The organism is Erythrobacter sp. (assembly GCF_035194505.1).
Lineage (GTDB): Bacteria > Pseudomonadota > Alphaproteobacteria > Sphingomonadales > Sphingomonadaceae > Erythrobacter.
In genome coordinates, this window is record NZ_CP136573.1 from 1566763 (window position 1) to 1593740 (window position 26978).

22 protein-coding genes and 7 pseudogenes are annotated in these 26978 nt (G+C 63.7%); 13 read left to right on the forward strand and 16 right to left on the reverse strand.

Annotated elements, in window-relative coordinates; translation table 11 throughout:
* Positions 1-54: 54 nt before the first annotated feature.
* Positions 55-825, forward strand: coding sequence for a ParA family protein (locus tag RSE14_RS07800; RefSeq protein ID WP_324072455.1), 771 nt, complete (start codon positions 55-57; stop codon positions 823-825).
* A 67-nt stretch (positions 826-892) separates the two neighbouring features.
* On the opposite strand, the gene ftsH is transcribed toward RSE14_RS07800, so the two are convergent.
* Together ftsH and RSE14_RS07810 are read right to left on the reverse strand one after the other, a co-directional pair.
* Positions 893-2848, reverse strand: coding sequence for an ATP-dependent zinc metalloprotease FtsH (ftsH, locus tag RSE14_RS07805; RefSeq protein ID WP_324072457.1), 1956 nt, complete (start codon positions 2846-2848; stop codon positions 893-895).
* Between the two features lie 105 nt (positions 2849-2953).
* The gene (locus RSE14_RS07810) at positions 2954-3619 is read right to left on the reverse strand and encodes a TetR/AcrR family transcriptional regulator (RefSeq protein ID WP_324072459.1); all 666 of its coding nucleotides are present in this window, start codon (positions 3617-3619) and stop codon (positions 2954-2956) included.
* Positions 3620-3734: 115 nt separating this feature from the next.
* Here RSE14_RS07810 and RSE14_RS07815 point away from each other — a divergent pair, with 115 nt between their 5' ends.
* Genes RSE14_RS07815 through RSE14_RS07830 form a run of 4 tightly spaced genes read left to right on the forward strand, consistent with a single transcriptional unit; the run spans position 3735 to position 8042 of the window.
* Positions 3735-4850: an ABC transporter permease gene (locus RSE14_RS07815; protein WP_324072461.1), complete on the forward strand. Its 1116-nt coding sequence runs from the start codon at positions 3735-3737 to the stop codon at positions 4848-4850.
* A gap of 14 nt (positions 4851-4864) precedes the next feature.
* Positions 4865-5596 (forward strand): ABC transporter ATP-binding protein, encoded by a 732-nt coding sequence (locus tag RSE14_RS07820; RefSeq protein WP_324072463.1) that lies wholly within the window; start codon positions 4865-4867, stop codon positions 5594-5596.
* A gap of 45 nt (positions 5597-5641) precedes the next feature.
* A complete protein-coding gene (locus tag RSE14_RS07825) occupies positions 5642-6625 on the forward strand; it encodes an efflux RND transporter periplasmic adaptor subunit (RefSeq protein WP_324072465.1) in 984 nt (327 codons plus the stop codon).
* 4 nt (positions 6626-6629) lie between these two features.
* Entirely contained in the window at positions 6630-8042 is a 1413-nt protein-coding gene (locus tag RSE14_RS07830; protein WP_324072468.1) for an efflux transporter outer membrane subunit, read from the forward strand.
* On the opposite strand, the gene RSE14_RS07835 is transcribed toward RSE14_RS07830, so the two are convergent.
* From RSE14_RS07835 to RSE14_RS07855, 5 genes are read right to left on the reverse strand one after another with little or no spacing between them, the layout of a single operon-like run.
* Positions 8039-9040 carry a HupE/UreJ family protein gene (locus RSE14_RS07835; RefSeq protein ID WP_324072470.1) on the reverse strand — a complete coding sequence of 334 codons (1002 nt, stop codon included), beginning with the start codon at positions 9038-9040 and terminating at the stop codon, positions 8039-8041. The genes RSE14_RS07830 and RSE14_RS07835 overlap by 4 nt on opposite strands.
* Entirely contained in the window at positions 9037-9825 is a 789-nt protein-coding gene (locus tag RSE14_RS07840; RefSeq protein ID WP_324072472.1) for a peptidylprolyl isomerase, read from the reverse strand. The genes RSE14_RS07835 and RSE14_RS07840 overlap by 4 nt, the downstream gene beginning before the upstream one ends.
* The gene (locus tag RSE14_RS07845) at positions 9822-11753 is read right to left on the reverse strand and encodes a DUF3604 domain-containing protein (protein WP_324072474.1); all 1932 of its coding nucleotides are present in this window, start codon (positions 11751-11753) and stop codon (positions 9822-9824) included. Before RSE14_RS07845 ends, RSE14_RS07840 begins: the two co-directional genes overlap by 4 nt.
* 55 nt (positions 11754-11808) lie before the next feature.
* Positions 11809-12264 (reverse strand): MaoC family dehydratase, encoded by a 456-nt coding sequence (locus tag RSE14_RS07850; protein WP_324072476.1) that lies wholly within the window; start codon positions 12262-12264, stop codon positions 11809-11811.
* A complete protein-coding gene (locus RSE14_RS07855) occupies positions 12264-13346 on the reverse strand; it encodes a CaiB/BaiF CoA transferase family protein (RefSeq protein WP_324072477.1) in 1083 nt (360 codons plus the stop codon). The genes RSE14_RS07850 and RSE14_RS07855 overlap by 1 nt, the downstream gene beginning before the upstream one ends.
* 154 nt (positions 13347-13500) lie before the next feature.
* Here RSE14_RS07855 and cysD point away from each other — a divergent pair, with 154 nt between their 5' ends.
* Genes cysD through RSE14_RS07870 form a run of 3 tightly spaced genes read left to right on the forward strand, consistent with a single transcriptional unit; the run spans position 13501 to position 17077 of the window.
* Positions 13501-14403 carry a sulfate adenylyltransferase subunit CysD gene (gene cysD / locus RSE14_RS07860; protein WP_324072478.1) on the forward strand — a complete coding sequence of 301 codons (903 nt, stop codon included), beginning with the start codon at positions 13501-13503 and terminating at the stop codon, positions 14401-14403.
* On the forward strand, positions 14403-16316 hold the full coding sequence (gene cysN / locus RSE14_RS07865) for a sulfate adenylyltransferase subunit CysN (RefSeq protein ID WP_324072479.1): 1914 nt from the start codon (positions 14403-14405) through the stop codon (positions 16314-16316). Before cysD ends, cysN begins: the two co-directional genes overlap by 1 nt.
* Entirely contained in the window at positions 16313-17077 is a 765-nt protein-coding gene (locus RSE14_RS07870) for a 3'(2'),5'-bisphosphate nucleotidase CysQ (protein WP_324072480.1), read from the forward strand. The genes cysN and RSE14_RS07870 overlap by 4 nt, the downstream gene beginning before the upstream one ends.
* Before the next feature lie 16 nt (positions 17078-17093).
* On the opposite strand, the pseudogene RSE14_RS07875 reads toward RSE14_RS07870, so the two are convergent.
* Positions 17094-17971: pseudogene (locus RSE14_RS07875) on the reverse strand (IS630 family transposase).
* Positions 17945-18058 (reverse strand): annotated as a pseudogene (locus RSE14_RS14840) (IS630 family transposase); the annotation flags it as partial. The pseudogenes RSE14_RS07875 and RSE14_RS14840, both read right to left, overlap by 27 nt.
* A 27-nt stretch (positions 18059-18085) precedes the next feature.
* Here RSE14_RS14840 and RSE14_RS07880 point away from each other — a divergent pair.
* Together RSE14_RS07880 and RSE14_RS07885 are read left to right on the forward strand one after the other, a co-directional pair.
* Positions 18086-18454: pseudogene (locus RSE14_RS07880) on the forward strand (transposase); the annotation flags it as partial.
* Positions 18455-18526: 72 nt separating this feature from the next.
* A pseudogene (locus RSE14_RS07885) lies at positions 18527-19033 on the forward strand (transposase); the annotation flags it as partial.
* A gap of 63 nt (positions 19034-19096) precedes the next feature.
* Here the strand turns inward: RSE14_RS07885 and RSE14_RS14845 are convergent.
* A pseudogene (locus RSE14_RS14845) lies at positions 19097-19459 on the reverse strand (DUF5681 domain-containing protein); the annotation flags it as partial.
* A gap of 952 nt (positions 19460-20411) precedes the next feature.
* Positions 20412-20546 (reverse strand): annotated as a pseudogene (locus RSE14_RS07890) (IS5/IS1182 family transposase); the annotation flags it as partial.
* Between the two features lie 722 nt (positions 20547-21268).
* On the opposite strand from RSE14_RS07890, the gene RSE14_RS07895 reads away from it, so the two are divergent.
* Positions 21269-21547: a type II toxin-antitoxin system RelE/ParE family toxin gene (locus RSE14_RS07895; protein ID WP_324072482.1), complete on the forward strand. Its 279-nt coding sequence runs from the start codon at positions 21269-21271 to the stop codon at positions 21545-21547.
* 5 nt (positions 21548-21552) lie between these two features.
* Positions 21553-21855 (forward strand): HigA family addiction module antitoxin, encoded by a 303-nt coding sequence (locus RSE14_RS07900; protein ID WP_324072484.1) that lies wholly within the window; start codon positions 21553-21555, stop codon positions 21853-21855.
* A 203-nt stretch (positions 21856-22058) separates the two neighbouring features.
* On the opposite strand, the gene RSE14_RS07905 is transcribed toward RSE14_RS07900, so the two are convergent.
* The 5 genes and pseudogenes from RSE14_RS07905 to RSE14_RS07925 all read right to left on the reverse strand — a co-directional run bounded on the left by RSE14_RS07905 (position 22059) and on the right by RSE14_RS07925 (position 26064).
* Positions 22059-22289 (reverse strand): helix-turn-helix domain-containing transcriptional regulator, encoded by a 231-nt coding sequence (locus RSE14_RS07905; protein ID WP_324072486.1) that lies wholly within the window; start codon positions 22287-22289, stop codon positions 22059-22061.
* A gap of 65 nt (positions 22290-22354) precedes the next feature.
* A pseudogene (locus tag RSE14_RS07910) lies at positions 22355-22564 on the reverse strand (DDE-type integrase/transposase/recombinase); the annotation flags it as partial.
* Positions 22565-22937: 373 nt separating this feature from the next.
* Complete coding sequence (locus RSE14_RS07915; RefSeq protein ID WP_324072488.1) at positions 22938-23936, reverse strand: GumC family protein; 999 nt, start codon at positions 23934-23936, stop codon at positions 22938-22940.
* 12 nt (positions 23937-23948) lie between these two features.
* Positions 23949-24677: a polysaccharide biosynthesis/export family protein gene (locus RSE14_RS07920; RefSeq protein WP_324072490.1), complete on the reverse strand. Its 729-nt coding sequence runs from the start codon at positions 24675-24677 to the stop codon at positions 23949-23951.
* The gene (locus RSE14_RS07925) at positions 24664-26064 is read right to left on the reverse strand and encodes an O-antigen ligase family protein (RefSeq protein WP_324072492.1); all 1401 of its coding nucleotides are present in this window, start codon (positions 26062-26064) and stop codon (positions 24664-24666) included. Before RSE14_RS07925 ends, RSE14_RS07920 begins: the two co-directional genes overlap by 14 nt.
* 281 nt (positions 26065-26345) lie before the next feature.
* Here RSE14_RS07925 and RSE14_RS07930 point away from each other — a divergent pair, with 281 nt between their 5' ends.
* Entirely contained in the window at positions 26346-26570 is a 225-nt protein-coding gene (locus tag RSE14_RS07930) for a hypothetical protein (RefSeq protein WP_324072495.1), read from the forward strand.
* The last annotated feature ends 408 nt before the right edge of the window (positions 26571-26978 follow it).

Sequence of the window (26978 nt, forward strand, 5' to 3'; positions counted from 1 at the left end):
CTGGCGTAAGCCGACTTGGAATAAATCCGGCGTCTCGCGCGTATCATCATAACTATGGCAGTCGTGGCAGTTTACAGCTCGAAAGGCGGCGTCGGGAAGACGACCATCGCCTCCAATCTGGGGTGGTGCGCGGCCGAGCTTTCGGCGCGGCGCACGCTGCTGTGGGATCTCGATCCGGCGGACGGTGCCGGTTTCATGTTCGCGCTCGAGGCGCAGCGCAAGCGGCAGGCGCGCAGCCTGTTCGCGGGCGACGTTGCAGCCCATGCGCTGATCGAGCCGACCGGGGTTGCCGGGCTCGATCTGCTGCCCGCCGACAGCAGCCTGCGCGAGCTTGACTCGATGCTGCTGCGGATGGGCCAGAGGCACCGCATCGCCGCGCTGAGCAAGCAACTCGCGCGCAATTATGACCGGCTGATTCTCGATTGCCCGCCGGTGCTCAACGAGCTCAGCGCCCAGGTGATGCGCGCCGCCACGCTGGTGATCGTGCCGCTGCCGCCCTCACCGCTATCGGCCCGCGCGCTGGGCCACGTGGTCGAGGAAATCCGCCGCCACACCAAGCGGCCGCCGCCGATCCTGCCGGTCTATTCGATGATCGACCGGCGCCGCTCGCTGCACCTTGAGGCACTGGCCGCCAACCCCGCGTGGCCGGCAATACCGATGGTCAGCAGCCTTGAACAATGCGCCGTGCAACGCCGTCCAGTCGGCACCTTCGCGCCGCGCTCGCCAGCGGCACTGGCCTTCATGCGGCTGTGGAGTGGGATCGAGCGCAAGCTCGACCTGATCGCGGAAACGGCAAGCATGCCGGCGCCGGTTGGAGGGCATTGAAAAGGGCGCCGGAATTGCTTCCGGCGCCCCCTTGGTGATTTGATTGCTGTCACACCGCCATGGCGGCTCAGGCGCCTTGCGGTGCCTCGCCATTGGTGCCGCCGAAGCGCTTGCCCGCCTTGGGAATGGCCGAACCGCGCACTGGGGCAGGAATAGCCGGTCCGCGCGGGGTATCAGGGCGATCGATCTTGCCATTTTCGAGCAGCGACTTGATCTCCTCGCCGGTCAGCGTTTCGTATTCGAGCAGCGCCTGGGCGAGCAGGTGGAGTTCGTCCTCGTGGGTCTTGAGGAGGTCGGTGGCACGGGCATGGGCACCTTCGACCAGCGACTTGATCTCGGCATCGATCAGCTTGTTGGTCTCGTCCGAAGCCATGGTGCGCATCGTCTGGCCCATGCCGAGATAGCCGTCCTGGCTGGATTCGTACTGCAGGGGCCCAAGCTTTTCGGACATGCCCCAACGGGTCACCATGTTGCGCGCCAGATCGGTCGCATACTGGATGTCCGACGATGCGCCCGAGCTGACCTTGTCGTGGCCGAAGATGATCTCTTCCGCCACGCGCCCGCCCATGCTGACCGAGAGGTTCGCGTGCATCTTGTCGCGGTGATAGGAATAGGAGTCCCGCTCCGGCAGGCGCATCACCATGCCCAGCGCACGGCCGCGCGGGATGATCGTCGCCTTGTGGATCGGATCGGAGGCAGCTTCGTGCACCGAGACGATTGCGTGGCCAGCCTCATGATAGGCGGTCATCTTCTTCTCGTCGTCGGTCATCACCATCGAGCGGCGTTCCGCGCCCATCATCACCTTGTCCTTGGCGTCCTCGAATTCCTGCATCGCCACCAGCCGCTTGTTGCGGCGTGCGGCCAGCAGGGCGGCTTCGTTGACGAGGTTGGCAAGATCGGCGCCCGAAAAGCCCGGGGTGCCGCGCGCGATGACGCGGGGGTTCACGTCGGGGGCCAGCGGCACCTTCTTCATGTGCACGCCGAGGATCTTCTCGCGCCCGTCGATATCGGGCACGGGGACCACCACCTGCCGGTCGAACCGGCCTGGACGCAGCAGCGCCGGATCGAGCACATCGGGGCGGTTGGTCGCCGCGATGATGATGATGCCTTCATTGGCTTCGAAGCCGTCCATCTCGACCAGCAGCTGGTTCAGCGTCTGCTCGCGCTCGTCATTCGAATTGCCGAGGCCATTGCCGCGCGAACGGCCGACCGCGTCGATTTCGTCGATGAAGACGATGCAGGGCGCGTTCTTCTTGGCCTGTTCGAACATGTCGCGCACGCGGCTCGCGCCGACGCCGACGAACATTTCGACAAAGTCCGAACCCGAAATGGTGAAGAACGGCACGCCCGCCTCGCCCGCGATGGCGCGAGCCAGCAGGGTCTTGCCGGTGCCGGGGCTGCCGACCAGGAGCGCGCCCTTGGGAATCTGGCCGCCAAGCTTCGAGAAGCGTTGCGGATCGCGCAGGAATTCGACGATTTCCTGCAATTCCTCGCGCGCTTCATCAATGCCGGCGACATCGTCAAAGGTGACCCGCCCCGAACGCTCGGTCAGCAGCTTGGCCTTCGATTTGCCGAAGCCCATCGCGCCGCCGCCGCCGCCCTTCTGCATCTGGCGCAGAGCGAAGAAGGCAATCCCGAGGATCAACAGGAAGGGCAGCGAATTGAGCAGGATGAAGAGGATCATCGACTGCTGTTCGCGCGGCTTGCCGCTGAAGCGCACGCCGTTCTGCTCCATCAGGCGGGTGATCTCGATATCATTGGGAACCGGCACGGTGGAGAAGGCATCGCCGTTCTTGAGCGTGCCGGTGATCAGTTCCTCGCCAAGCTGGACATCCTGCACCTGACCTTCGGCCACGGCGTCGCGGAAATCGGAATAGCGGATCGCGGTGCCAGGCGTTTGCCCGGCACCCTGGAACAGCGTCACCACCAGCAGCAACGCAAGGAAAATGCCGCCCCAGATCATCAACTGCCTGACCCAAGGGTTGGGTCCGTCCGGCTGCTGCTGGGGATCGTTATCGCTCATCGGCTGGATTCCTTTCGTCCTGTCCAATGTAGGATGCAGGCGGTGAATGGCAAGATAACGCACATACCGGGACGCCGAAGCGTTTTTCGAAACCGATGATGCGGATTATCGATGGTCGGCGTCCGCTCCATAGGCCGCGAGGAACACCTCTACCGCGCCGGTGATCCGGGCATGACGGTCCTCTGCGGACACCTCGGCGCCGAAGCGCCGCTCCAGATCGCCCATGCCCTTGCACATCGACACGAATTGCTCAGCTGCGAGTTCGGCATCCGGGATGCGCAGATCGCCCGCGCTCTCGGCGTGGCGCAGCCAGGCAGCAAAACCGTGCTTCATCCGCCGCGGCCCGGCTTCAAGAAAGGCCGAGCCGATCGCCGGATCATGCTCGGTTTCAGCGGCGATGCGGCGTTCGAACTGGATCATTTCCGGACGGAACAGAAAGTCGAACACCGCCTCGCCGATCGCGGTCAGGCGTTCGCGGATGGTGCCCGCAGGCATGGCGTCGAGCGAGAAATGCCCGCGCATCTTCTCGCATTCGCATTCCACTGCCGCGGCAAACAGCGCGCGCTTCTCGCCGAACTGGTTGTAGATCGTGACCTTGGAGACCCCGGCAGCGGCCGCCACCTGCTCGATCGAGGTCGCCGCATATCCGTGATGGAAGAACAGATGTGCCGCCGTATCGACAATCGCGCGGCGCTTTGCCGCGTCGAGGGGGCGACCCGCCTTGCGGGGGCCGGAACAATTTTCAGCGGCAATTGAACCGCATGTTGACAAAATGAACGGCTCCGTTCAGTTAAACGCGACCGTTCAATAATGGTTCGATTCGGCTGTCGTTGCAACCCTCCCTGCGCGCAAAGGTCCCCTCCCCGTGCTCTGGATCGCGATCAGAATGCTCACCGGTGATGCCCAGAAGTTCTACGGGCTGCTGTTCGGCATTGCATTCTCGACCCTGCTGATCACCCAGCAGATGACGATCTTCGTCAATCTGGTCGAACGCGGGGCAAGCGGCGTTTACAATGCGCCCGAAGCCGATGTCTGGGTGATGGATCCGGTGAGCCGCACCACCGATGTCAGCTACGCCATGCCCTCCACCGCCCTCGACAAGGTGCGCGCGGTTCCCGGCGTGGAATGGGCCGCGCCGCATCTGCGCGCTGTCGCCAATGTCCGCACCAAGGACGGCGATCTGGAAGGCGTGGGTGTGGTCGGCGTCGACGATGCGACCTTGATCGGCCTGCCCAAGCGCATGGCGACGGGCGACAAGTCGGTGCTGTTCGCCCCCGATAGCGTGGTGATCGACGATGTCGGCGTGACCCGCCTCTTCTCCAATGGAGCAAGCCCGCTGGGCGAGCGGCTGGAGCTCAATGATCAGCGCGCTGTCATCCGCGGCATTTCCGATGCGATCCCGAGCTTCACCAGCACGGTGGTGCTCTACACCCGCTATTCGAACGCGCTCAACTTCGTGCCCGGCACGCGCAATCGCCTGAGTTTCGTGCTGGTCGGCGTGCGCGAGGGACAGAGTCCGGACGCGGTAGCAGCGCGGATCGAGAAGGAGACCGGCCTCAAGGCGGAAACCCGCAAGGAATTCGCCCGCGCCGGCGTCAACTTCATCATCGAGAACACCGGCATCCCGACCAATTTCGGGATCACCGTGTTCCTCGGCTTCGTCGTCGGCGTGGCGATCGTCGGCCTGACCTTCAGCCTGTTCATCCGCGACAACATCAAGCAGTTCGGTGCATTGAAGGCGATCGGCGTGACCAATGGAAAGATCGTGCGCATGGTCGCTGCGCAAGCCGGCCTCGTCGGGATGATCGGCTATGCGCTCGGCGTGATCGGCACCGTCGCCTTCATCTACGGGTTCAGCTCCAATCCCTTCTTCAAGGGCTTCTACATCCCCTGGCAGATCCCGCTGATCAGTCTGGTGGCTGTGATCATCATCCTTGCGATCACCGGGCTGATCGCAATCCGCAGCGTGCTCAATACCGAGCCAGCCTCGGTGTTCCGGTGAGCAAGGGGCAGATCATGGACACAACAGCCATCGGCGGCTGCGCACCCGAAGCGGCAATCTGCGCGCGTGGCATCGTGCGCGATTTCGAGGCCGGGCAAACGACCATCCGTGTGCTCCACGGGATCGACACCGACATCCGCCCCGGCGAGATGACCTATGTCGTGGGCGAAAGCGGCTCGGGCAAGACAACCCTGATCTCGATCATGTGCGGCATCCTGTGGCCGACGGAAGGTGAGGTGAAAGTGTTCGGCACGGACATCTACAAGCTGTCGGACACCGAACTGGTCAATTTCCGCCTCAACAACATCGGCTTCATCTTCCAGCAGTACAACCTGATCCCCTCGATCGACGCTGCCGCCAACGCCGCCGTGCCGCTGATCGCCAAGGGCATGCCGGTCGACGAAGCGCGCGAGCGGGCCAAGGTGCTGCTCGACAAGCTCAACATCGGCAATCAGGCCGACAAGCTTCCGCGCCAGCTTTCGGGCGGACAGCAGCAGCGCGTCGCCATCGCCCGTGCACTGGTGCACGAGCCGCGTCTGGTGGTCTGCGACGAGCCGACCGCCGCGCTCGATGCGCGCTCGGGGCGGCGGGTGATGGATCTGCTGCGCGAAGTCGCGGTCGCGCCCGATCGCGCCTGCATCATCGTCACCCACGACAACCGCATCTTCGATCTGGCTGACCGGATCATTGTGCTCGAGGACGGACGCATCACTCATGACGGCAAGGAAATGCCCGATGATCACTGATGCCGCCCTCCCCTCCTTCTTCTGTTCGAACCGCCCGAGGACGCCATGCTTCGTAATGTGAGCTTTGCCCGCCAGATCCTGCCGATCGCAGCCCTGATCGGGGTGGCGATTGCCGCCTATCTGATTGTCGTCGGCCTGCCCGATCGCTCGACCTCGGAGCCGGCCGAGCAGCCGCCCAAGGCCGTCGGCGACCTCGCCGATGCACCGCGCGTGGCAGGCGCAGGGATTGTCGAGCCGGCGAGCGAAGTGATCGACATCGGCTCGGCCCTCTCAGGGCTGGTCACCAATGTGCTGGTGCGTCCGGGTGACCGCGTGGCCAAGGGCGCGGTGCTTTTCACGGTCGATGCCCGCGCCGCGAGGGCGCAGCTTGATCAGGCCGACGCCGCAATTCAGGAAGCACGCGCCGCCATCGCCGAGGCCGGAGCCGCGCAGAAGACCGCGCGCGAACAGCTCGCGCTCTATCGCCAGCTGTCCGATCCCGCCGCAGTCAGCCGTGCCGAGGTGATCCGCGCCGAGGGCGAGGAAGCCGCCGCCAGCACCCGCCTCGGCCTCGCCCGTGCCCGCCTTGCCGCAGCCCAGGCCGCCGCCGGAGCTGCACGTACCGAGATCGAGCGCCTCAACGTGCGCGCCCCGATCGCGGGGGAAATTCTCGCGGTCAACATCCGCCCGGGCGAGTTCGTCGCCACCCAGGGCGGCGGCAATGCCCAGCCCTTCATACAGATGGGTCAGACCGATCCGCTGCATGTGCGCGTCGATGTCGACGAAAACGAGGTCGGGCGTGTGGCGCTGGGCAAGCCGGCGATCATCTCGCCGCGCGGCGCAGCCGAACTGCACGTCTCGGCCACCTTCGTTCGCGCCGAACCGCAAGTGGTTCCCAAGCGCTCGCTCACCAATTCGGCGGCCGAGCGGGTCGATGTGCGCGTGCTCCAGCTGATCTACGCCCTGCCCAAGAGCGATGCCTTCCGCGTGGGGCAGCAGATCGATGCCTTCATCCCGGCCAAGGCCGCCGCCGCCGAAAAGGGGGACTGAGGCGATGCGCCGCCCGCTCCTCGCTGCGGCCGCGCTCATGCCGCTGGCGCTTGCCGCCTGCGCCATGCAGCCCGCGCCCGAAATCGCGACGCCGACCCCGGACCTGCCCGAAGCCTTCTTCTTCGCGCCCGATGGTGCGACAAAGACGGGCCTTGCCGCGCTGATGCCGGAGAATGATCCGGCCTATCGCGCGCTGTCGCAGGCCGCGATTGCAGCCGCTCCGAACCTTGCCGAGGCAATGGCGCGGATCGATGCCGCCCGCGCCGGAGCGCGCGGCGCCGGTGCGGAACGCCTGCCCAACATCACCGCCGATGGCAGCGTCCGGCGCAACCGCATCAACCCTGCGCAGTTCGGGCAAGCGGGCCAGCAGGGATTCATTCCCGAAGAACAGACCTCCTACGGCGCGAACATCACCGCGAGCTGGGATCCCGACATTTTCGGGCGCCTCAAAGCGCAGGAACGCGCCGCGCTCGCCCGGATCGATGCCGCCAGTGCGCAGGCGCAGGGCGTGCGGTTGGCGCTACTGTCCGAGATTGCCGCAAGCATTACCGACTGGCGCGTGCTCGATGCGAGAGCCGCCGCCATCAGCGCCGATGCCGCCGCTGCAACACAACTTGCAGGCCTCGCAAAGGCGCGGGAGGTTGCCGGGATCGCGCCGGGTTTTGACCGCGTGCGGGCCGAGGCGACCGCCAGTTCCTCGGCCGTGCGCCTTGCCTCGCTTGAAAGCGAGCGGGCGCGCCTGATCGGACGGCTCGTGACGCTGACCGGACAGGATGCAGCCACTGTTCGCTCTGCCCTTTCGACGGCCGCGCCGGCCCTCGCACCTGCTACCGCTCCAGCCGGGCTGCCATCCGATCTGCTCGTCAACCGGCCCGATGTCGCCGCGGCCGCTGCCAATCTTGCCGCCAGCGATGCCAAACTTGCCGCCGCCGCCCGCGCCCGCTTCCCGCGCATTACCCTGTCAGGCGTGCTCGGCCTGCTGGCCTTCAACCCGGGCGATTTCCTCGACACGGACTCGCTGGTCGGATCGCTCACTGCCGGGATCGCCGGACCGCTGCTCGATTTCGGGCGGGTGGGCGCAGGAATCGACGCTGCAGCGGCAGACAAGCGCGCCGCCTTTGCCGCCTATCGCGGTGCGGTGTTCCAGGCACTGGGCGATGCCGAGGCGGCCTATGGCGTGGTCGCCGCAGCGGATGCGGAGGCAAAGCTTTCCGTGGCCGAGCGCGATCAGCTGGCGCGTGCCGCCGGACTTGCCGAAACGCGCTATCGGGCCGGCCTTGCAAGCTTCCTCGAAGTGCTCGAAGCCCGCCGTGCAGCCGATGCCAGTGGAGAACGCGCGGCGGCAGCCCTCGGCCGTGCATCGCGCGCGCGAGTCGTGCTGTGGCGGGCGCTTGGCGGCGACGCGGCGGGCCGCTAGCCGATCACGCGCTCGATCAGCCAGAAACTGCCGATCGCTCCGATTGCATAGGTGGAGCCGCCGAGCACGGGACGCTCGAACCGCGGCGCAAAGCGCATCATCGCTGCCAGCAGCGCGATCACGCCGGCGATCACCAACAACTGTCCTGCCTCGACCCCGAGGTTGAAGGCGAGCAAGGCAGTGACGACCTCCCCCTGCGGCAAGCCAATATCGGCCAGCGCTCCGGCAAACCCGAAGCCGTGGAACAGCCCGAAGGCAAAGGCCACCGCCCAGGGAAAGCGCCGGGTAAAGGTGCGGGGCTCGGGCGAGCGCAGCACCAGCGCCACCTCGACCGCGAGGAACACGATCGACAGCGCAATCAGCGCCTCGACCGGGCGGCTTGGCAACCCGGCATAGCCGAGGCTGGTCGCCACCAGCGTCAGCGAATGCGCCACGGTAAAGGCGGTGGCGGCCTTCACCACCGCCCATGGCCTGCGCACCAGTAGCACCAGCGCGATCACGAACAGCAGGTGATCCCACCCGAACAGGATGTGCTCTGCGCCGATCACCAGATAGTCGCGCAGCACCTGCATGGCAGAAGGCTCGGCGGCGATCACCGCGGTCGGCGCTTCGGGAGTGAGGCGAAAGGTCTGCGCCGGCTTTCCACGCGGGATCAGACGCGCGATCGCGTCAGTGCCCCCTGCCAATGCGGAAAGGCCGAAGCTTTGTCCGGCCATGTTGCCCCGGCAGCGCAATTCCTGCTGGCCCAGCAAAGCCAGCGGCGCGGCGCGGCGCACCGGCGCGCCAGATGCGGTGCAAACGGCCGGGAGGAGCGGCTCAGCCAGCAGCACCGCGTCCTGCGCGCGCAATGCGGCGACCGGCAGCTTCCATTCGATCACCCACACCCCGCCCTCGCGCTCGATCAGCTCGATCACCGCAGGGCGCAGCTCGTCGGCGCTGAGCGGCGCGGCCAGCAATGCAAGGCAAAGCGCCAGCAGGCTGCGCACAAGTCGGCTCACCGCGAAATGTCGACCCGGTAGGCGCTGCGCAGGATCTCGTAAGCCCGTTGCTTGCGCTGCGCGATCTGGTCCGCGCGCCAGTCATTGGCGAGGCGCGGGCGCAGCGCTTCGAAATCGGGCTCGGCCGAGGCCCGCCCGGACACGCGGACAATATGCCAGCCGAAGCCCGAGGGGATCGGGCCCTTCCATGCGCCGTCCGCAGGAAGCGACACCAGCCCCTGGGCGAATTGCTGGCCGAAGCGCACCGCGATCTCGGGCATCGACGTCTCGTTCATGCTGGCGGGCAGGCTGCTCGGCTGGCCAGTGCCGCCCGCGCCCGAAAGCGCAGCCCGCGCTGCCGCCTCGCCGGAAAACAGCCTCTGCTCGAAGCTAACCAGCGGGGTTCTGGCATAGCGCGCCTGATTGGCCTTGTAGAAAGCCTGCAAGGCTGCCTCGTCAGGCTCGGCCAGCTCGGCTGCTCCGCCTGCGGTGAGGTCCATCTTGGCGACCATGCGCTGGCGCACCACTGCATCGTCCTGATCGAGCCCCAGCCGCAACGCCTCGCGATAAAGCACTTCCTCGCGCACATAGCGCGTGATCCGCTCGTCGAGTTCGGCATCGGTCGGCGCGCGGCCCATCACCCGCTCGAACCCGAGTGCCAGCTGCGCTTTCTGGGCTGCATCGACCTTGATCACCCGGGAAGCGGGATCAGGTGGCGCCCCACCCCAAGTGAGCACGACATAGAGCAGCGCACCAAGGCCGAGAAAATGGACCAGCGGCTCGCGGGTCCAGCCGGCAAGCGTCACGTCGTCCCCTTACCTTGCGGCTTGAGCCAGATCGGCGAGGTATAGGCCCGCTCCTGCGCGACCGCATCCTTCAACGCATCGCCCGTCAGTTCGAACCCGAAGCGCACCGCATCGAACAGCGTCCAGCGTGGGGTCGGAATTTCGAGCACGCGCACGTAATAGAACGCGCGCTGACCCTTGGCGTAATCGGGATCGGTCCAGGTGGTGCGCAGTTCGCCCGCGCCGATGGTGTTGGTGTAGGTCGCGTCCTTGCGGTTCACGGTATCGCCAACCGGGGTCAGGCCCCTCGCAGTGCGCGGGCGCTTGTCCATGTCGCTCCACACCACGTCATAGACCTTCTCTTGCATCGCACCGCTGGCGTCGACCCAGCCCTTGATCACCTGCACCCGGTCAAGATTGGCGCCGTCGGGGTCCTTCAGCGCGCTGATCAGGAAGGTGGGGGCGCTGCCCTTGTCGGCCAGTTCGCCGCCCATCGGCACGCCGCGGCTATATCCAGCCCGCACCCAGTCACCTTGCCAGTCGGCAGAGCTGAAATCGAACCCGCCGAAGATCCGCACGGTCATGCGCGGCCCGGTGGTGGCATAGACCTCGCGGCGGCGGAAGGCATCGAAGATTTCGGCCCGGGTATTGCCCCGTGCCCAGGCTGCAGCATAGCCACCGGCGAGGTAATGCCAGCCGAACCGCCCCTGCCTTGTGCCGAGGTTCTGCGGCTGCATGGCGCGGTCCTTGTAGGACGGCTCGTTGCCGGTGTGCTTGCCGAAGAAGTTGTCCTCGTCCCCGGTGGCGAGGCCGGTATGGCTGTCGGTCGATCCGATCAGGCCGAAGGCATAGGGGTTCACACCCAAGCGCTGCTCCAGCGAAAGACCGCGCAGCAGGGCCGAGCGCACGTAGTTGCCGCCATACATGTCGGGCGTGCTCGGGGAGGTGAGCGGCAGGTTGCCCAGCTCCCAGCCCTTGACCCCGAAGCCCGCCATCTCGTCGTTAGGCGAGAGGAACGGGTGGGTTTCGCTGTCACCCTTGATCTGGGTCGCTTCGACCACCGGTTCGGCCGCCGCACGGCGCTTGGCATAGGCCGCCGTCATGGGCGAGCCATCCGCCATGGTCATCTCGAACATCAGGCCGTTCGAGAGATTGGAATTATGCGGGATCGCAAGCACCTTGCCGCCGGTATTCTTCTCGTAGGCGTCCATGTAGTCCCACAGCTGCTCCACCGTGGTGTCGATCCCGGGAATCGGCTGGGTCTTGCCAGTCTTATCGCTGCCATCGCGGAACATCACCACGCGGTGGAGATTGTTGCCGTCCGGCATGAGGGTCCATTCAAAGCCGGCAATCGCCGAAAACACGCCGGGTTCGTTGTAGCGATCGAGCAGGCCAAGCTGTGTGTTCCAGAGGTCCTCGGTCGCCTTCTTGGCTTGTTCGGGGTCGCTGAAGGCTGCGGGCAGGCTCTTGTTGGCCGCTGCGGTGATCAGTTCGGCCATAGCGCGCTGCGAGCCTTCCGGGCCTTCGTGCATCATGTCGTACCAGCGCAGCACAGTCTCGTCGCCGATCACCCACTTCACATACCAGCGCGGGGCATCAAACAGCCGCCGGGTGGCACCGAGGCCGTCGGAATGGTCGGCAATCACGAGGAAATCGAGGGGCCGCTCAAGCTTCGCCTTGCCGCCGGTCGTCGCCGTGACTTCCTCGCCGCGGGCAAAGCGCAGCGCGTCTTCCGGCCCGAGCCTCACGCCAAAACCAAAGGCATCGACCGAGTTGTCGGTGTGGAGATGGGTATCGCCCCAGTAGGGCCTGTCCGGAAATTCGGCGAGCTTGATCGTGTTTTCGCCATTACCGGTCTTCGCCGGATCGCGCGTCATTTCGCCGCCGCAACCTGCCGCTGTAATCGTCATCAGGCTCGCCGCAGCCAGCCCAGTCCATGTCTTGCGCATGGATGCCCTCCCTAAATCTCCCGCTTCGAACTGTGCGCGGAGCACGGCGCCTTCGTCAAGCCGGTGACTTGCGCTGAAGCAGGGCGGACCGCTCGCAGCGGCACACCACTTCCCCGCGCTGGTTCCACATCTCGTGGATAAAGGTGACGATCCCCGCATCGGGCCGCGAATTGCTGGCACGCAATTCCTTCACCTCGCTTACCGCCCGAAGGGTGTCACCGATGAACACCGGCTTGGGGGTCACCACCTTATCGAAGCCGAGATTGGCGACCAGCGTTCCCAGCGTCGTGTCTCCCACCGACAGCCCGACCAGCAGGCTGAAAGTGAAGGTCGAATTGACGAGGATTTGCCCGAAGCCGCTCGCCTTGGCTGCCTCGACATCAAGGTGGAGGGGCTGCGGATTGTGGGTCATGGTCGAGAACAGCAGATTGTCGGTCTCGGTGACGGTCCGCCGGATCTCGTGTTCGATCCGGTCACCCACCTGCCATTCGTCGAAGAAACGACCGGCCATCAGGCGCCTGCCGCCCAACGCGCCACCACATCCGCGCCGTCATCCGTGCTGGAGCGCACAGCCCCCGGCGTGCGGCTGAAGCGCGGTGCCGGAGCGGTGTGCCAGGCGCCGTCGTGTTCGACATAGGCGCCGCGCGCCTTCATGTGCGGATGCTCGCGCGCTTCCTCCAGATCGAGCACGGGGGCAAAACAGGCGTCTGAACCTTCGAGCAGTTCGCACCATTCGGCCTGGGTTTTCCTGAGGAACAGGGCGGCCAGCTTTGCGGCGTAATCGTCCCAGTTGGCAGGGTTCATCTGGCCCTGCGCCAGTTCTTCGGGCGCGCCGCTCTTGGCCAGCAACTCGGCGTAGAACTGCGGCTCGATCGAACCCAGCGAGATTTCCTTGCCGTCTGCGCAGGTAAAGCAGCGGTAGAAATGTGCCGCCCCGCCGAGCATGCCGCGCCCACGCGCGGTGGACAGATGCGGCAGGTGGCGCACGCCGAAGAAGAAGCTCATCAGGCTGGTTGCCCCATCGACGATCGCAGCATCGACGACCTGCCCGCGTCCCGAACGCTCGCGCTCGTAAAGCGCGGCGAGGATCCCGAAGGCGCAATACATCGACCCGCCGCCGAAATCGCCGACCAGGTTCTGCGGGGGGGTCGCCGTCTCGCCGCGCTTCCCGACCGACGCAAGCGCGCCGGTGATGGCGATGTAGTTGATGTCGTGCCCTGCGGCGTGGGCCAGCGGGCCGTCCTGCCCCCAGCCGGTCATGCGGGCATAGACGAGGCCGGGGTTGAGCGTGAGCAGCTCTTCCGGCCCCAACCCCAACCGCTCCATCACGCCCGGGCGGAAACCTTCGATCAGAACGTCGGCCTTGCTCGCGGCTTCGCGGCACAGGGCCTTGCCCTCCTCGCTCTTGAGATCGAGCGCCAGCCGGTGGCGCGCCCGTTCGACCACGGGATTGGAAACCCCTGCGCCGGGTCGGTCGATCCGCACCACTTCGGCGCCCAGATCGGCGAGCAGCATTGCGACGTGCGGCCCCGGGCCGATGCCGCTGAATTCGATCACCCGGAGGCCGGACAGCGGCCCTGATGGCTGGTTCATATATCTCTCCCTTTGGCGGAGTGTCTGGCGCGCCTCCATGCCAAGGGCAAGCCCCGAGATTGCCAGTCCCCCTGCGCTGCTGCCCAAGCCACACCATCGCGGCGCAAAGGCAAAATTGCTTGTCGCGCGGTTGCCAGCGTATAGCTGCACGCCCATGCGATCTCTTACCCATCTTGAACGGCTCGAAGCCGAAAGCATCCACATCTTCCGCGAGGTTGTCGCCGAGGCGGAAAATCCGGTGATGCTCTATTCGGTCGGCAAGGATTCCTCGGTCATGCTGCATCTGGCGCGCAAGGCCTTTTATCCCGCGCCGCCGCCTTTCCCGATGCTGCATGTGGCCAGCGGCTGGGATTTCGCCGATCTCATCGCCCACCGCGACAAGACCGTGCGCGAGTACGGACTGAAGCTCATCATTGCCGAAAACGAGCTGGCCGAAGAACAGGGGATCAACCCCTTCGATACCGGCAGCGCACTGTATAGTCAGGCCCAGCTCACCGATCCTTTGAAGCGCGCGCTGACCGCGTATGGTTTTGACGCGGCCTTCGGCGGTGGCCGGCGCGACGAGGAGAAGGCCCGCGCCAAGGAGCGCATCTTCAGCTTCCGCACCGCCGCGCATCGCTGGGACCCCAAGAACCAGCGGCCCGAGTTGTGGAACCTCTACAACGCCAAGAAGGCCAAGGGAGAGAGCATCCGGGTGTTCCCGCTCTCCAACTGGACCGAGCTCGACATCTGGCAGTATATCGCGCTCGAGAATATCGACATCGTGCCACTCTATTTCGCCCAGCCGCGCCCGACCGTGGAGCGCGACGGGATGATCCTGGTGGTCGACGATGACCGCTTCCGCCTCGAACCGGGCGAAGAGCCGGCGGTGCGTTCGGTCCGGTTCCGCACGCTCGGCTGCTATCCGCTCACTGGCGCCACCGAGAGCGAGGCGACCGCGATGAGCGACATCATTCAGGAAATGCTGCTCGCCACCAGCTCCGAACGGCAGGGCCGCGCCATCGACAAGGGACAATTGGCGTCGATGGAAGACAAGAAGCAGGAGGGGTATTTCTGATGAACACCCCATCTTCCTTCCAGACCGATACGCTGATCGCAGAGGATATCGACGCCTATCTGCACGCGCACCAGCACAAGAGCCTGCTGCGCTTCATCACCTGCGGCAGTGTGGATGACGGCAAGTCCACCCTGATCGGGCGGCTGCTCTACGATTCCAAGATGATCTTCGAGGATCAGTTGGCCGCGCTGGAAAGCGACAGCATCAAGCACGGCACGCAAGGCGAGGAAATCGACTTTGCGCTGCTGGTGGATGGCCTCGCGGCCGAGCGCGAGCAAGGCATCACGATCGACGTCGCCTACCGCTTCTTCACGACGGAAAAGCGCAAGTTCATCGTCGCCGATACGCCCGGTCACGAACAATATACCCGCAACATGGTGACCGGCGCCTCGACCGCAGATCTCGCCGTCATCCTCGTCGATGCGAGGAAGGGAGTGTTGCAGCAGACCCGCCGCCATTCCTGGCTCGTCCACCTGATCGGCATCCGCCACGTGGTGCTGGCGGTGAACAAGATGGATCTCGTCGGCTATGACAAGGCGACTTTCGATGCGATCGTTGCCGATTACCGCGCCTTTGCGGAAGGGATCGGCATCACCGATTTCACCGCGATCCCGATTTCGGGCTTCAAGGGCGACAATATCACCGCCGCCCCTTCCGCGAATACCCCGTGGTATGACGGGCCGGCGCTGATCCAGCACCTCGAGGCCGTCGATGTCGACAATGCGGCCGCGCAAGCCGCACCGTTCCGGATGCCGGTGCAGTGGGTCAATCGTCCCAATCTCGACTTCCGCGGCTTTGCCGGGCTGATTGCCAGCGGTACGGTGCGGGTCGGCGATCCGGTGCGGATCGTGCCCTCGGGCAAAACCAGCACGATCAAGTCGATCACAACCTTCGATGGCGAGCTCGATGAGGCCGTCGCGGGCCAATCGGTCACCCTCAGCCTGACGGATGAAGTCGATTGCAGCCGCGGCGATGTAATCGCGGCCGCAGGCGATCCGCCGCAGGCCTCGGACCAGTTTTGTGCCACCTTGGTGTGGATGGACGAAGAGGCGCTAAAGCCCGGTCGCGGCTATTGGCTCAAACTCGGCACGCAGACCGTCACCGCAACGATCCAGCCGCCCAAATACGAGATCGACGTCAACAGCCGCGAGCACCTTGCGGCCAAGACGCTCAGCCTCAACAGCATCGGCGTCGCCGAGTTTGCGACCGACCGGCCAATCACCTTCGGGTCCTATGAAGCCAACCGGCAGCTCGGCGGGTTCATCCTGATCGACAAATACACCAATGCCACGGTGGCGGCGGGCATGATCGCCTTCAGTCTGCGCCGGGCCGAGAACGTCCACTGGCAGCCGCTCGCGATCACGCGTGACGATCATGCGGCGATGAAGAACCAGAAGGCGCGGGTGCTGTGGTTCACGGGCCTGTCGGGCTCGGGCAAGTCGACCATCGCCAACGAGGTCGAAAAGCAGCTGTTCATGATGAACCGCCACACCTTTCTGCTGGATGGCGACAATGTCCGCCACGGCCTCAACCGCGATCTGGGCTTTACCGAGGCCGACCGGATCGAGAACATCCGCCGGGTCGGCGAGGTCGCCAAGCTGATGGCGGACGCTGGCCTCATTGTGCTTACCGCATTCATCAGCCCGTTCCGTGCCGAGCGCGAGATGGTGCGCAAGATGCTGCCGGAGGGCGAGTTCATCGAAATCTTCGTCGACACGCCGCTTGATGTGGCCGAAGCGCGCGACGTGAAGGGGCTCTACCGCAAGGCGCGCGAGGGCAAGCTCAAGAACTTAACCGGGATCGACAGCCCCTATGAGCCGCCCGAAAATGCGGAAATCCGGGTCAACACGGTGGACATGTCCTCCGAACAGGCGGCACGCTTGATCATTGACAGGATTCTGCCGCTCAAATGAACCTTTCCTCGCTTGATGATGCCGCGCTTGCCGCAAGGCTGGCGCTTGAAGCCGGGCGGCTGTTGACTGCTGCACGCGAGGAATCGGGCCTTGCAGGCAAGGCGCTGGGCGACAAGGGCGATAGCGATGCCAACCGCTTCCTGTGCGAAGCAATCCGCGCCGCGCGGCCCGATGATGGCCTGCTGTCCGAAGAGGAAAAGGACAATCCCGCGCGCCTCGCCAAGTCGCGGGTGTGGATCATCGATCCGGTCGATGGCACCCGCGAATACAGCGAAGGGCGCAGCGACTGGGCGGTGCATATAGCGCTGGCGGTCGATGGTGCTCCCGTGGTTGGCGCGGTCGCACTGCCGGGCCTTGCTGGCGGAGTCGTGCTGCGCTCCGATCGTCCAAAGCCGTTGCCCGCGATGGCAGAAAGCCCGCGCTTCCTCGTCAGCCGCTCGCGCCCCGCTGCCGAAGCGCAGGCGGTAGCGCAGGCGCTCGGCGGAACGCTGGTGCCGATGGGCAGCGCCGGCGCCAAGGCGATGGCTGTGGTGCGCGGAGAAGCCGAGGTCTACCTCCACTCCGGCGGCCAGCATGAATGGGACAGCTGCGCGCCCGTCGCCGTCGCCGCAGCCCACGGGTTGCATTGCTCGCGCATCGACGGATCGCCGCTGGTCTATAACCGGGCTGACACCTTCATGCCCGATCTGCTGATCTGCCGCGCGGAATGGACCGAGCGGGTGCTCGCCTGCGTCACCTGGGCCAGCCAAGCCCCTGACTAATACCAATGCGCATTGATCATGACCCATGCGCCCACTGGCGCATGCCGATGGACATGATACGCCACGGCTGATTGACGAGGTTGTTCCAGGCGAAGCAGCAGTGGTCGACGATGTCGTCGTAGGATTTGAAGATCCTGTTCGACAGCCAGTTATCGCGCATGAACTGCCAGACATTCTCGACCGGGTTGAGTTCGGGGCATCGCGGCGGCAGCGGCAACAGAGTGATGTTGGATGGCACGACCAGTTCGGCAGAACCGTGCCATCCGGCCTGATCAAGTATGACGACAGCATGGGCACCGGGCGCCACGTGGAAGGCGATCTCTTCGAGATGCATGCTCATCGCCTCGCTGTTGCAGCGGGGCATGACGATACCGGCAGCCTTGCCTTGGGCAGGACAGATCGCACCAAAGATCCACGCCGAGGATCGCCGCCGCTGATCGCGAGGAGCCGAGGGACGCGTGCCGCGCTTGGCCCAGCGCCGGGTGAGCTTGGTCTGCTGGCCGATCCGGGCTTCATCCTGCCACCACAGCTCTATGGGCGTTCCTTCGGGGAGGCCTTTGCGGATTTGCGCCAGACGGGCGGCGAAGCCTTTTTAAAAATGGCTATATCGTCGCCCTTCTGCCCGCGGTGGCGCGGGCGCGCGGAGAGCTTGCGATAGCCCATTGCCCGCAGCTCGCGGCCCAGAGTGTGACGTGTAATCGATACCGAGAACTCGTCCCATACCCACTGGGCAAGTTCGGCAAGCCGCCAGCGCACCACGCCATGCGCCGCAGGGATCGGCCCTGTCTCGACGACTTCGGCCAGACGGGCACGTTGCTCTTCGTTCAGGACCGATGCGCGCCCTGGTGCTTTGCGGGTCGCAAGACCCTCAGGGCCGTCCGCGTTGAAGCGCAGGACCCAGTCGCGCACGATCTGCAGTGTGACCCCGGCAAACTGGACGCCTCGAAAAACCCTCGCCTTTGAGGCGTTGATCTGATTCACTGCCTTTGCGGATGATCGGAGGCGAAGATGATTGGCCAGCCTGGTTTCTTTGATCTGTCGGACCGGTATGCGGCGCTGAGTGCGGCGGGTGATCCGCTGGAGCGGTTGACGGCGGTGGTCGATTTCGAGGTGTTCCGCGGGCCATTGATCGTGGCGCTCAGGCGGAGCGATCTGGGCAAAGGCGGCCGGCCGCCGTTCGATCCGGTGATGATGTTCAAAATCCTGGTGCTTCAGGCGCTCTACTCTCTGTCAGACGAGGCGACCGAGTTCCAGATCAAGGACCGGCTGTCGTTCCAGCGGTTCCTCGGACTGGGGCTCGATGGCCGGGTGCCCGATGCGACCACGGTGTGGCTGTTCCGCGAGCGGCTCGTACAGGCCAAGGCGATCGACAAGCTGGACGCCTCGAAAAACCCTCGCCTTTGAGGCGTTGATCTGATTCACTGCCTTTGCGGATGATCGGAGGCGAAGATGATTGGCCAGCCTGGTTTCTTTGATCTGTCGGACCGGTATGCGGCGCTGAGTGCGGCGGGTGATCCGCTGGAGCGGTTGACGGCGGTGGTCGATTTCGAGGTGTTCCGCGGGCCATTGATCGTGGCGCTCAGGCGGAGCGATCTGGGCAAAGGCGGCCGGCCGCCGTTCGATCCGGTGATGATGTTCAAAATCCTGGTGCTTCAGGCGCTCTACTCTCTGTCAGACGAGGCGACCGAGTTCCAGATCAAGGACCGGCTGTCGTTCCAGCGGTTCCTCGGACTGGGGCTCGATGGCCGGGTGCCCGATGCGACCACGGTGTGGCTGTTCCGCGAGCGGCTCGTACAGGCCAAGGCGATCGACAAGCTCTTCGCGCGCTTCGATGCGGCGTTGACCGATCGGGGCTACCTCGCGATGGGCGGGCAGATCATCGATGCGACCGTGGTGCCGGCGCCCAAGCAGCGGAACACCGAGGACGAGAAGGCCGCGATCAAGCAGGGCAAGATCGGCGTGCATTTCGGTGATTTGCTTGAAGGCGCGCACGTCGTAGTCGGCGCGACTGGCCAACTCGCGCACCATCGCCTCGGCGCGGGGCATGCGCCGCCGCTTGCCCGGTCTCACCTCGTGGGAGACCATCTCGCCCATGACTTTCAGGACGGCGTCTTTCATGGGGTCGCCAAGCGGCGGCCCGGGGTCAGGTGCCTTGGCGGTGTCACTCTTGCGCTTCCCTCCGGGATTGGGCGACTTGCCTGGTGGAAACTGACCATCCCTCGGCGGCTTCTTGTATCCCACCTCGTAATCGCCACGCGGCGGGCGCGTGCCTCTCTTCTTAGCCATGACGGGCCTCGCTTCAAATTGTGGGGATGCCAGCCGGCTCGCGAACACTCTCCACGTCACCGTGGGGGCGCAAACCTTGCGTAGTGACGGGTACATAGCACCAATTCGCGTGAGAGGCAATGCACCGCGCGATGGCGCCGCCGGCGGGGCCCGATGGGAGGCCGCCCCATTCCCTCAGCGGTGCGAGGAGGTTCCCTGAACTCCGGTTACAAATTCCCTGAGCACAGGCTTCAGGGAACTTGCCAATTAATCATTTTATTTCAGTGGTATGTGGGGCAAAAAATCGGCAGGAGACCCGACTTTCGCGCGCGCGTGCGCGCACGCACGCAATGCTGCGAAAATAGAGAATTTCAGCCGTTTCTGTAAATGCCCGATAACGTGCATCATGGCGCGCAGCATTACTTGCCATGATACCGGCACTAAGCTTGGCTACTCAATGCCGCCACCTATAGGCGAGCTGGCTCAGGTCGTGATGGAGCTCGGGCAAATTGCCAATCTCAACCGGCCGGCTCGCCGGCATGCATGCTACCGCGTTCACATTGCTTTTGCTGGCGCTAACAAGGTGCGTCTTTACCGCAAGCTCTTCATAAACACTTCATGCCGGATCAAACCATAGCTCACCGTCATGACCGGAGAGTTGGGGTTGCATAATGGGGCTACTGTGCTTGAGAGTGCTCTAGATCTGCGTCCAGGCGATAGCGCCCAGCACAAACGCACCTGCCAGCACGACCAGCATGAGATCGATCTCCCACCAGTCACCATTTCTGGCGTTCTCGCTTGATATCCCGAGCAGCAAAGCAAAGGCGGAACGCACTTGGTAGAGGAAGCTTCTGAGGCGCATGCTCGTATCATAGAACAGCAGGCCTTGCACTGCCAGCAAAGTCGCGATCAAGGCGCGTGGCATGATAACAAAACTAGGCGCAGGCGTTTGCCGGAGCAGCTGGGCACCCGCAAAAACCCCTCGCGTTGAGGCTTGACCGGCCCCCACTGAGTGGTCCGTGTTGATTGTTACACCAATGATCGCAGTGGATGACTCACGGTCTGGGATTTTGTAGCCGAACATCGGGATGGCAAGATCGACCGGCTTGAAGCCCTTGGGGTCGCCGCCCTCCTTCACCTTGGCCTTCGAGTACTTGACCGTCCAGCGCGCATCGCGGTCCTTCTGACGGACCTTGGCAGGCCTCTCCTTCCAGCGCTCCGGGAGGCGCACCGCATGCAGATGGCCCTTCGCAGGGAGATGGAGCGGGAGGAGGAGCTCCGCCGACAGCGCGAAATTGATGAGGAATTTCGCCGCGAGGAGGCGGAGCTGCGCGCCAGGGAAGATAGGCGACAGAGGCGCGCGGAGAAGGTGGCAGGGGAGAAGGCGGCAGCGGAGGCAGCACAGTTGCGCGCCGCCCTTGAGGCCATGGCGGCGTCTGAAGACATAGTCTCGGAGCGCGACGGCGCTCCGGGCGGCGAGGAAAAGGCCGCGCGCGACGACAGTCTGTCCGACACCGGTGAAGACGATGCCGCAACTGGTGAGGATGCGCGCCTCTACGAAGACCCCTGGAGGCGCCGGCCGTCTGGGCCTAAACCAGACTTGTCGCCGCGCACCTCGCCGGCAGAACCGGCAGAAGTTGCCACCGCGGCGGTATCGCCAGGGGCGGCGGCGGTCCCTGCGGCTCACGCGCCGTCCCAGCCCGCCGCGCGGCGCGACCCGCGCGCGCCTCTTGTACCCTGCCCACCGCCACAGGCGGGACACGGGTTTGGCCTCAGTGGGACGGGGCCGCCACCGCCGCCGAGGTTCAGCTGAATTTGCCGCTCGGCTGCGGGCCAAGGTCAAAGTTGGCTTGCCCATTGCTGTCGGGCGGGAAGGAGGCGTCAAGTGCCACTTGACATGTCAAGCGATGCTTGACATATAGGGGCATGGAAATCGAAAGCATTTCCCATAAGGGCCTGCGCCGGTTTTTCGAGACCGGGAACGCCAAAGGCTTGGTGGGCGATGTGAACCGTCTCCGCAAAATGCTGGCGTTTATGGATGCTGCCACCAGCTTTGATGAACTAACTGTGCCGCCCAATTACGGGTCGCACGAGTTGGTCGGCGACAAGGCCGGGCGTTGGGCAATGACCGTAACCCGAAACTGGCGCCTGACTTTCACCAAGCTCAATGAATACAGTATCGCCGAACTGGACCTGGAGGACTAACACTGATGGCCCTGACCATGCACCCCTCGCTGGCGGTTCACCCGGGCGACTGGCTGAAGAGTGAAGTTGTCGAGCCGCATGGCGTCAGCATCAACCGACTGGCGGCTAGCTTCCACGTGTCGAGGCAGGCGCTCAGCAACCTGTTCAATGGGCGCGCGGCCCTGTCTGCCGAGATGGCCATCCGTTTCGAGAAGGCCTTCGGCATTAAGGCCGATACGATGATGCGGATGCAGACCGCCTATGACATGGCCCAGGCCCGGGCTCATGCTGACGACATCATCGTTGATGAGGTTCTGGCTGCGGACTGATCGCATCAAGTCGCAGCCAGAACCTCATCCGGTTGGGCAGCTCGAAAAACCCTCGCCTTTGATGCGCTGATCCTACTGTCCAAAACCGCAAACGGGTCGGTGGCGGGCCAGGTCAAGTCTGCAGTGAAGCTGTCACGCCGGCATTTCGCCGAATTTTGGGCCGGGCAGCCACCTTCATTGGTCGCCGTGGAGGGGTCCGGCTCTTAGGCCGCTGCCGAGAGCTTGAGGCCCGCCGAACGTACGATCGCCATCAGTGTGGAAAGCGTCGGATTACCGTCGGGGCCAGTGGCGCGGGCGATCATGCCCAGCACTGCATTGACAACCTTGGCGTCGCCGCTGGCCAGGGCATCGGCGAGGAGTTCTGCCTGCGCCTCGGGCGTGTCGAGGGCGTCAGCGGCATCGAAGGTAAGGGTTTGAGAGCCATGGTCATCCACCCAGGCATTGCAGATTGAGCCTTTTTGAGGGCTTTGAGATCTCGTTAGCTCAAACGATCGGCACATCGCTGGATAAGGTCGGCGTCGATATTTGCTTTAGCGTTGTCATGGCAATTGCCGTGCCGGCTCATCGAGTGCCCAAGATTGTGAGCCCGGATGAACGCATCCCAGTCCATACTGGTGAACTGCGAGCCCTGGTCCGAGTGACTCAGCACCAGGTGTTTCAGCTTGCGCCTTCATACCGCCATTTGCAGCGCCTGCGGCACGGCACCGGTAAGGTGAAGAAAAGAAGGGACGACGAAATCTGGTCGTGCGCCCGAGGACGGTTCAAACGGCCGCAATCTCTGTCCCAGTGAACTTGTGGGCCAGCTCAGCCAGCCTCAATAAATAGCCTTGAGCCACTTCCGAGCCTTCATCAGGCGCCCACGGTGCCGAATCCTTCGGCTGACTCGGGCTGAACTACTGACCGGCTGACGCCGGTAGGATCATGGTGGGGGGCTGAAGCCGTTTTTGTGGGTATGTCGGTCGAGGTGTCCGTCGTCAGACCATTTGGCACAACCTGTCCCATCTGCTCGTCCCGAATCATCTGGGCCAAATCGTTGCCAGCATTCACATTGGCCAGCACAGGCAAACCACTCTGAATGTAAGTCAGGAACTTACCGGGGACGTTGTGCGACTTGTGCCTTGGATCCAATGCCACGATGCCTGCATTGCACTGCGCATAACCGCCTCCGCGGTATTTCCGCCTGCCGAACCTGTACGAGCCTCTGCGGCAATTTTCGCCGCCGTAGCCTGGTTCAGTTCGTTTGCCAGCTGCTCGAGCGTCGCGCCTGTCAGCGTCCGATTGCCGATAGCGCGCCCGTTGGGGTCGCGGATTTCGTCTAGGGCAACAATACCAGTGTTGGCGGCGTAAAGGACAACCTGCCGTTCCGACTCCTCGAGGCGGTCGCGTAGGGTTTCGAGACGCCCTTCGAGGAAGGTGCGAGCGTCCGCGGTGGACGCAAATTGCCGCTCCATGCTGAGGGCAATAAAGGCCGCTGCCCACTGGTTTGCGATGCGCGAGGACAATTCTGCGTTGCGGCTGGTGTAATTGATGTCGACGAGTTTCGACATGCGAATGGGTGCAACTTCGACCGAGTCGAGGAGCGTGTTTACGACCAGGCGCTCGCGATCTGCCTTCAGTTCAGCGGCGGTTTTGGAGCCGCCCTCCTGCTCGAAAATGTTCGGGTCAACGCCGTGCGCTTCGAGGAAGGCATCGCTATCGTAAAGCTTCAATTCAGACGCCACACGCTCGGCGAGGGGCCGCGCCTTAAGCAACTCATACTGTGTGGCGTAGAACTCCAGATCCTGGCCGGGCAGCTCAGCCTCAATGCCCTCGACTTTCGTGATTTGCTTTTGCTGGCGGTCAATCTGCAGCTGAGATTTGGCCGTGTAAAGCGGTGCCATGAGCAGTGTTATGGTGATGCCGATCAGGACGCAGGCCGTAACGATCCCCACCATGAGCCAGCGCCATCGCACCACTGTGTGCCAGTACTGGATGAGGATGGGGGGCAGATTAAAGCGCTCGTCGTCCAGCGGGGGCTGGTTGTCGCGTCGCGCGCCATGCGACGGGTCGTAGTTGATCGAATTCATTGCTTGGCTGGCCATGCTGGTTCCCCCTTAGTTGTTATCAAGGAGGAAGATAACGGGAGCGAGGAGCGGCGAAGCGGTCAGGAAGTCGTTGAACATCCGTCGGCTCTGGGAGTCTCCCACAACCACCTTGTCGCTCGCAAAAATCTCGGGATCCTCGTAGCGCCCCTTTTCTATGGCGCGGACGTCGTACAGGGCCGCGTAGTTTTTCCCGTTGACAGTGCGAATGACGACTACTTCACCCTTTTTCGAGAACTGGGTCCACCCTTCTGCGGAGGCGATAGCCGTCAGGAGCGTCATGCGTCCGACAATTGGGTAGACGCCAGCTTTTTTCACCTCGCCACTTATGGTTACAGTTTGGCTGAAGATTTCCTTAAGATTTACGGTCACCTGCGGGTCGCGGATGAAGCGTCCGCGGAAACGGCTTGCCATCATATCGCTCACTTCGCCCGGCGTCTTGCCCGCAACTTCGAGCGTGCCGATCAGGGGAAAGGTGATGCGTCCGCTTGCGTCGACCTGGATTTCCTTCTTCGACAGCTCTTCACTGCCGAAGACGTCGACATTGAGGATGTCGAAGGGGCCAACACGGAAGGGGCGCTCATTCGCCGCCAAGTCGGCCACCGTAGGTTGGGGAAGCGTGTTGCCTTCCACGACTTCGAGGCCCGGCGCCCCGCCAATCTTTGCACCAGTCGATGCGCAGCCACTAACACATAGAGCCACGCCAAAGAGAAGGATTGTGGTAAAATCAAGCCTGAGCATAGGGCCCTTTACTTTCTTCGTTTTCATTTGGACGCAGCGGGGCCCAAGCCCAAATCACTGCCACAGCCAAGACTGCCGCAAGAATCGGCGTGCGCAGCGGGTAGTCGCTCAGGCTGGCAAAGGCTAGCACAAGAATTGTACCTATGCCGGCACGGCGGATGTGGCCCGTGACGCCCGGTGCGACAAGGGCCGCACCCATGGCGCGCGCAAAGGCCGCCACAGCTATAGCGGCCAGGATCATCCCGGGTACGCCTGACGTGAGTGCAAGATCCAGCCAGTCATTGTGCGCCTGATTGACATATTGCGGCATAAGCATGCCGTCCGGCTCATGAATTTGATAGACTGGCACAAAGGACCCCACACCCGACCCCCAGGGCAGGTATTGCGGCAGGAAGGCAACAACGCTTTCCCAAAATTGCCAACGCAAATCTTCATCGGCTGTGTCTAGGCGATCAATAGCCTCGTCCCGCGCGGTATAAATTGTCACCAGAACCATTGCGACCGCTGTGGCTAGTCCTGCCGCCAGCAGCGTCAGTGAGTAGTAGGCATGCCGCCTCTGGCCCACCACCTGCCACAAACTGATTGTTCCGGTGTAGATGAACGCGAGTACCGCGATGACCATGCCCATTCTGGACCCCGTTACGAGGATGAGGGGTATAAGCATGATTGTGACAGCGGCAGACACGATCAGCACTGCCCTGGCCGAAATACTAAAGCGAGACGCAGACATGGCCAGGGCACCAAGCATGGGGAAGAGGCACGCGAGCATTACCGCCTGGTGATTGCGATTTGCGAACAGGCCCGCATTTCCCGGATCGAGGTGATACAAACCTATGCCAGAGCCCGCGGCCTGCAAAACGCCGACTAAGCCCGTCACCAACGACAGGGCGGTCACCCAAACCAGAAGACGCACGACGTCGCGCTGGTTTAACTGCGCCGCAAGGAGCAGGGCCGCAAGAGGCACAGTCAGGGCGTAAAATGCGTTCCAAGTGCCCTCCGGGAACATGGTCAGGGGACGCCAAATGTCTTTCAGGCCCGCCATGGCATCAATGTCAGCAATGATTTGGCGGCCCGGCAGCGCCTGCCAAATGTGCGGCGGAAGCGGAATGAGGTGCAGGGCAGTCAGGGCAAAGGCCGACGCAAACAGCAAGATGGCGGGCCTGTAGGTGCGCCAGGCGCCGGCATTGATTGTCGCTAGGGCAAATCCGAGAACGCAGATGGCCAAGGGGCGAAGCACCACAAGATGTGGGACGTCATACCGTGAACTTCCGCCTGTGATGAACAGGACCGCAAAAAACACGCACAGGACGACGAGCTGGGGGCTCCAATCGCTTGGCTTCAGGATTACGAGCCGCTCGGTTGACTTCCCTGCGCCTGTTTGCATCATAAGTTCCGAATGTCTATTTCTCGTGATGGCGCCACTCGCGTACGCGCCTAGTGTCACGGGCTGTTTTTGGGGTCAAGGAAGTCTAGCGGCGCATAGATATCATCTCGTTTGATGCCACGCCGCCTCTCCAATCGCGAACCGGCGATTCACACCTTTCTGGCGGCGCGCCCGGCCGTGTCCGAGGCGGAAAATTTAGTTGCGTTACAGCGGCAGAGCCTCTAGGATCATTCTGCGATTCGAAACTGCCTGCACTTCGCGGGCAGCAGTTTGAGGAATTCGGAATGAAAACGAAGTCAATTGTCCTTGGTCTTGCGGCTGCTGCTACCCTCGTGGCGCCGATTGGTATGTCTGCCGTTGCCGCCCAGCGCGCGATTGCTCCGGTTGAAGAGGGCAGCGAGGCTGCTGGTGGCGGCACTATCGTCTTGGCACTCCTCGGTGCAGCGGCAGTAATTGGCGGTCTTGTTGCCATCTCTGGTGGCGACGATGACGATGCTGTCAGCCGCTAGACCCACCTAAAGATATCCTCCGAAAAGGGGCGGCGCCGCAAGGCCCCGCCCCTTTTTTACATCAAACCCAATGTTTAACTCTCTGCGCAGGGCTCATGGGTACGAGGAGGCCGCTTTAGCCACGCGACAACGAGGCTTCAGCAGCTCGGTCTTGTACAGGTATTGCCATTCGCGCGCGCGCGACGCTCGGGTCGACGCCAATACACCGGTTCGCCCAGCCGGCGCGCCCTCTCCCAGATGCTCCTCAAATCTATGTTACAACGAGACGATGGGCGCTGCTTCAAGCCGAGGCTCACGCCGTTACCGATTGCGCCAACGCAATCCCAAGCGAGTGCCATCCGCTTGCGGCAGATGTTGGCGACATCATCGCCCACACTGATCGGCGAGAAAATCCCATTACGGCAGGCG

What these genes read in the sequence shown, in the direction of transcription:
- RSE14_RS07800 (WP_324072455.1), top strand. Translation starts at nt 55, where the DNA reads ATGGCAGTCGTGGCAGTTTACAGCTCGAAAGGCGGCGTCGGGAAGACG.
- ftsH (WP_324072457.1), bottom strand. Translation starts at nt 2,848, where the DNA reads ATGAGCGATAACGATCCCCAGCAGCAGCCGGACGGACCCAACCCTTGG.
- RSE14_RS07815 (WP_324072461.1), top strand. Translation starts at nt 3,735, where the DNA reads ATGCTCACCGGTGATGCCCAGAAGTTCTACGGGCTGCTGTTCGGCATT.
- RSE14_RS07820 (WP_324072463.1), top strand. Translation starts at nt 4,865, where the DNA reads ATGGACACAACAGCCATCGGCGGCTGCGCACCCGAAGCGGCAATCTGC.
- RSE14_RS07825 (WP_324072465.1), top strand. Translation starts at nt 5,642, where the DNA reads ATGCTTCGTAATGTGAGCTTTGCCCGCCAGATCCTGCCGATCGCAGCC.
- RSE14_RS07830 (WP_324072468.1), top strand. Translation starts at nt 6,630, where the DNA reads ATGCGCCGCCCGCTCCTCGCTGCGGCCGCGCTCATGCCGCTGGCGCTT.
- RSE14_RS07845 (WP_324072474.1), bottom strand. Translation starts at nt 11,753, where the DNA reads ATGCGCAAGACATGGACTGGGCTGGCTGCGGCGAGCCTGATGACGATT.
- RSE14_RS07850 (WP_324072476.1), bottom strand. Translation starts at nt 12,264, where the DNA reads ATGGCCGGTCGTTTCTTCGACGAATGGCAGGTGGGTGACCGGATCGAA.
- RSE14_RS07855 (WP_324072477.1), bottom strand. Translation starts at nt 13,346, where the DNA reads ATGAACCAGCCATCAGGGCCGCTGTCCGGCCTCCGGGTGATCGAATTC.
- cysD (WP_324072478.1), top strand. Translation starts at nt 13,501, where the DNA reads ATGCGATCTCTTACCCATCTTGAACGGCTCGAAGCCGAAAGCATCCAC.
- cysN (WP_324072479.1), top strand. Translation starts at nt 14,403, where the DNA reads ATGAACACCCCATCTTCCTTCCAGACCGATACGCTGATCGCAGAGGAT.
- RSE14_RS07870 (WP_324072480.1), top strand. Translation starts at nt 16,313, where the DNA reads ATGAACCTTTCCTCGCTTGATGATGCCGCGCTTGCCGCAAGGCTGGCG.
- RSE14_RS07895 (WP_324072482.1), top strand. Translation starts at nt 21,269, where the DNA reads ATGGAAATCGAAAGCATTTCCCATAAGGGCCTGCGCCGGTTTTTCGAG.
- RSE14_RS07900 (WP_324072484.1), top strand. Translation starts at nt 21,553, where the DNA reads ATGGCCCTGACCATGCACCCCTCGCTGGCGGTTCACCCGGGCGACTGG.
- RSE14_RS07915 (WP_324072488.1), bottom strand. Translation starts at nt 23,936, where the DNA reads ATGGCCAGCCAAGCAATGAATTCGATCAACTACGACCCGTCGCATGGC.
- RSE14_RS07920 (WP_324072490.1), bottom strand. Translation starts at nt 24,677, where the DNA reads ATGCTCAGGCTTGATTTTACCACAATCCTTCTCTTTGGCGTGGCTCTA.
- RSE14_RS07925 (WP_324072492.1), bottom strand. Translation starts at nt 26,064, where the DNA reads ATGATGCAAACAGGCGCAGGGAAGTCAACCGAGCGGCTCGTAATCCTG.
- RSE14_RS07930 (WP_324072495.1), top strand. Translation starts at nt 26,346, where the DNA reads ATGAAAACGAAGTCAATTGTCCTTGGTCTTGCGGCTGCTGCTACCCTC.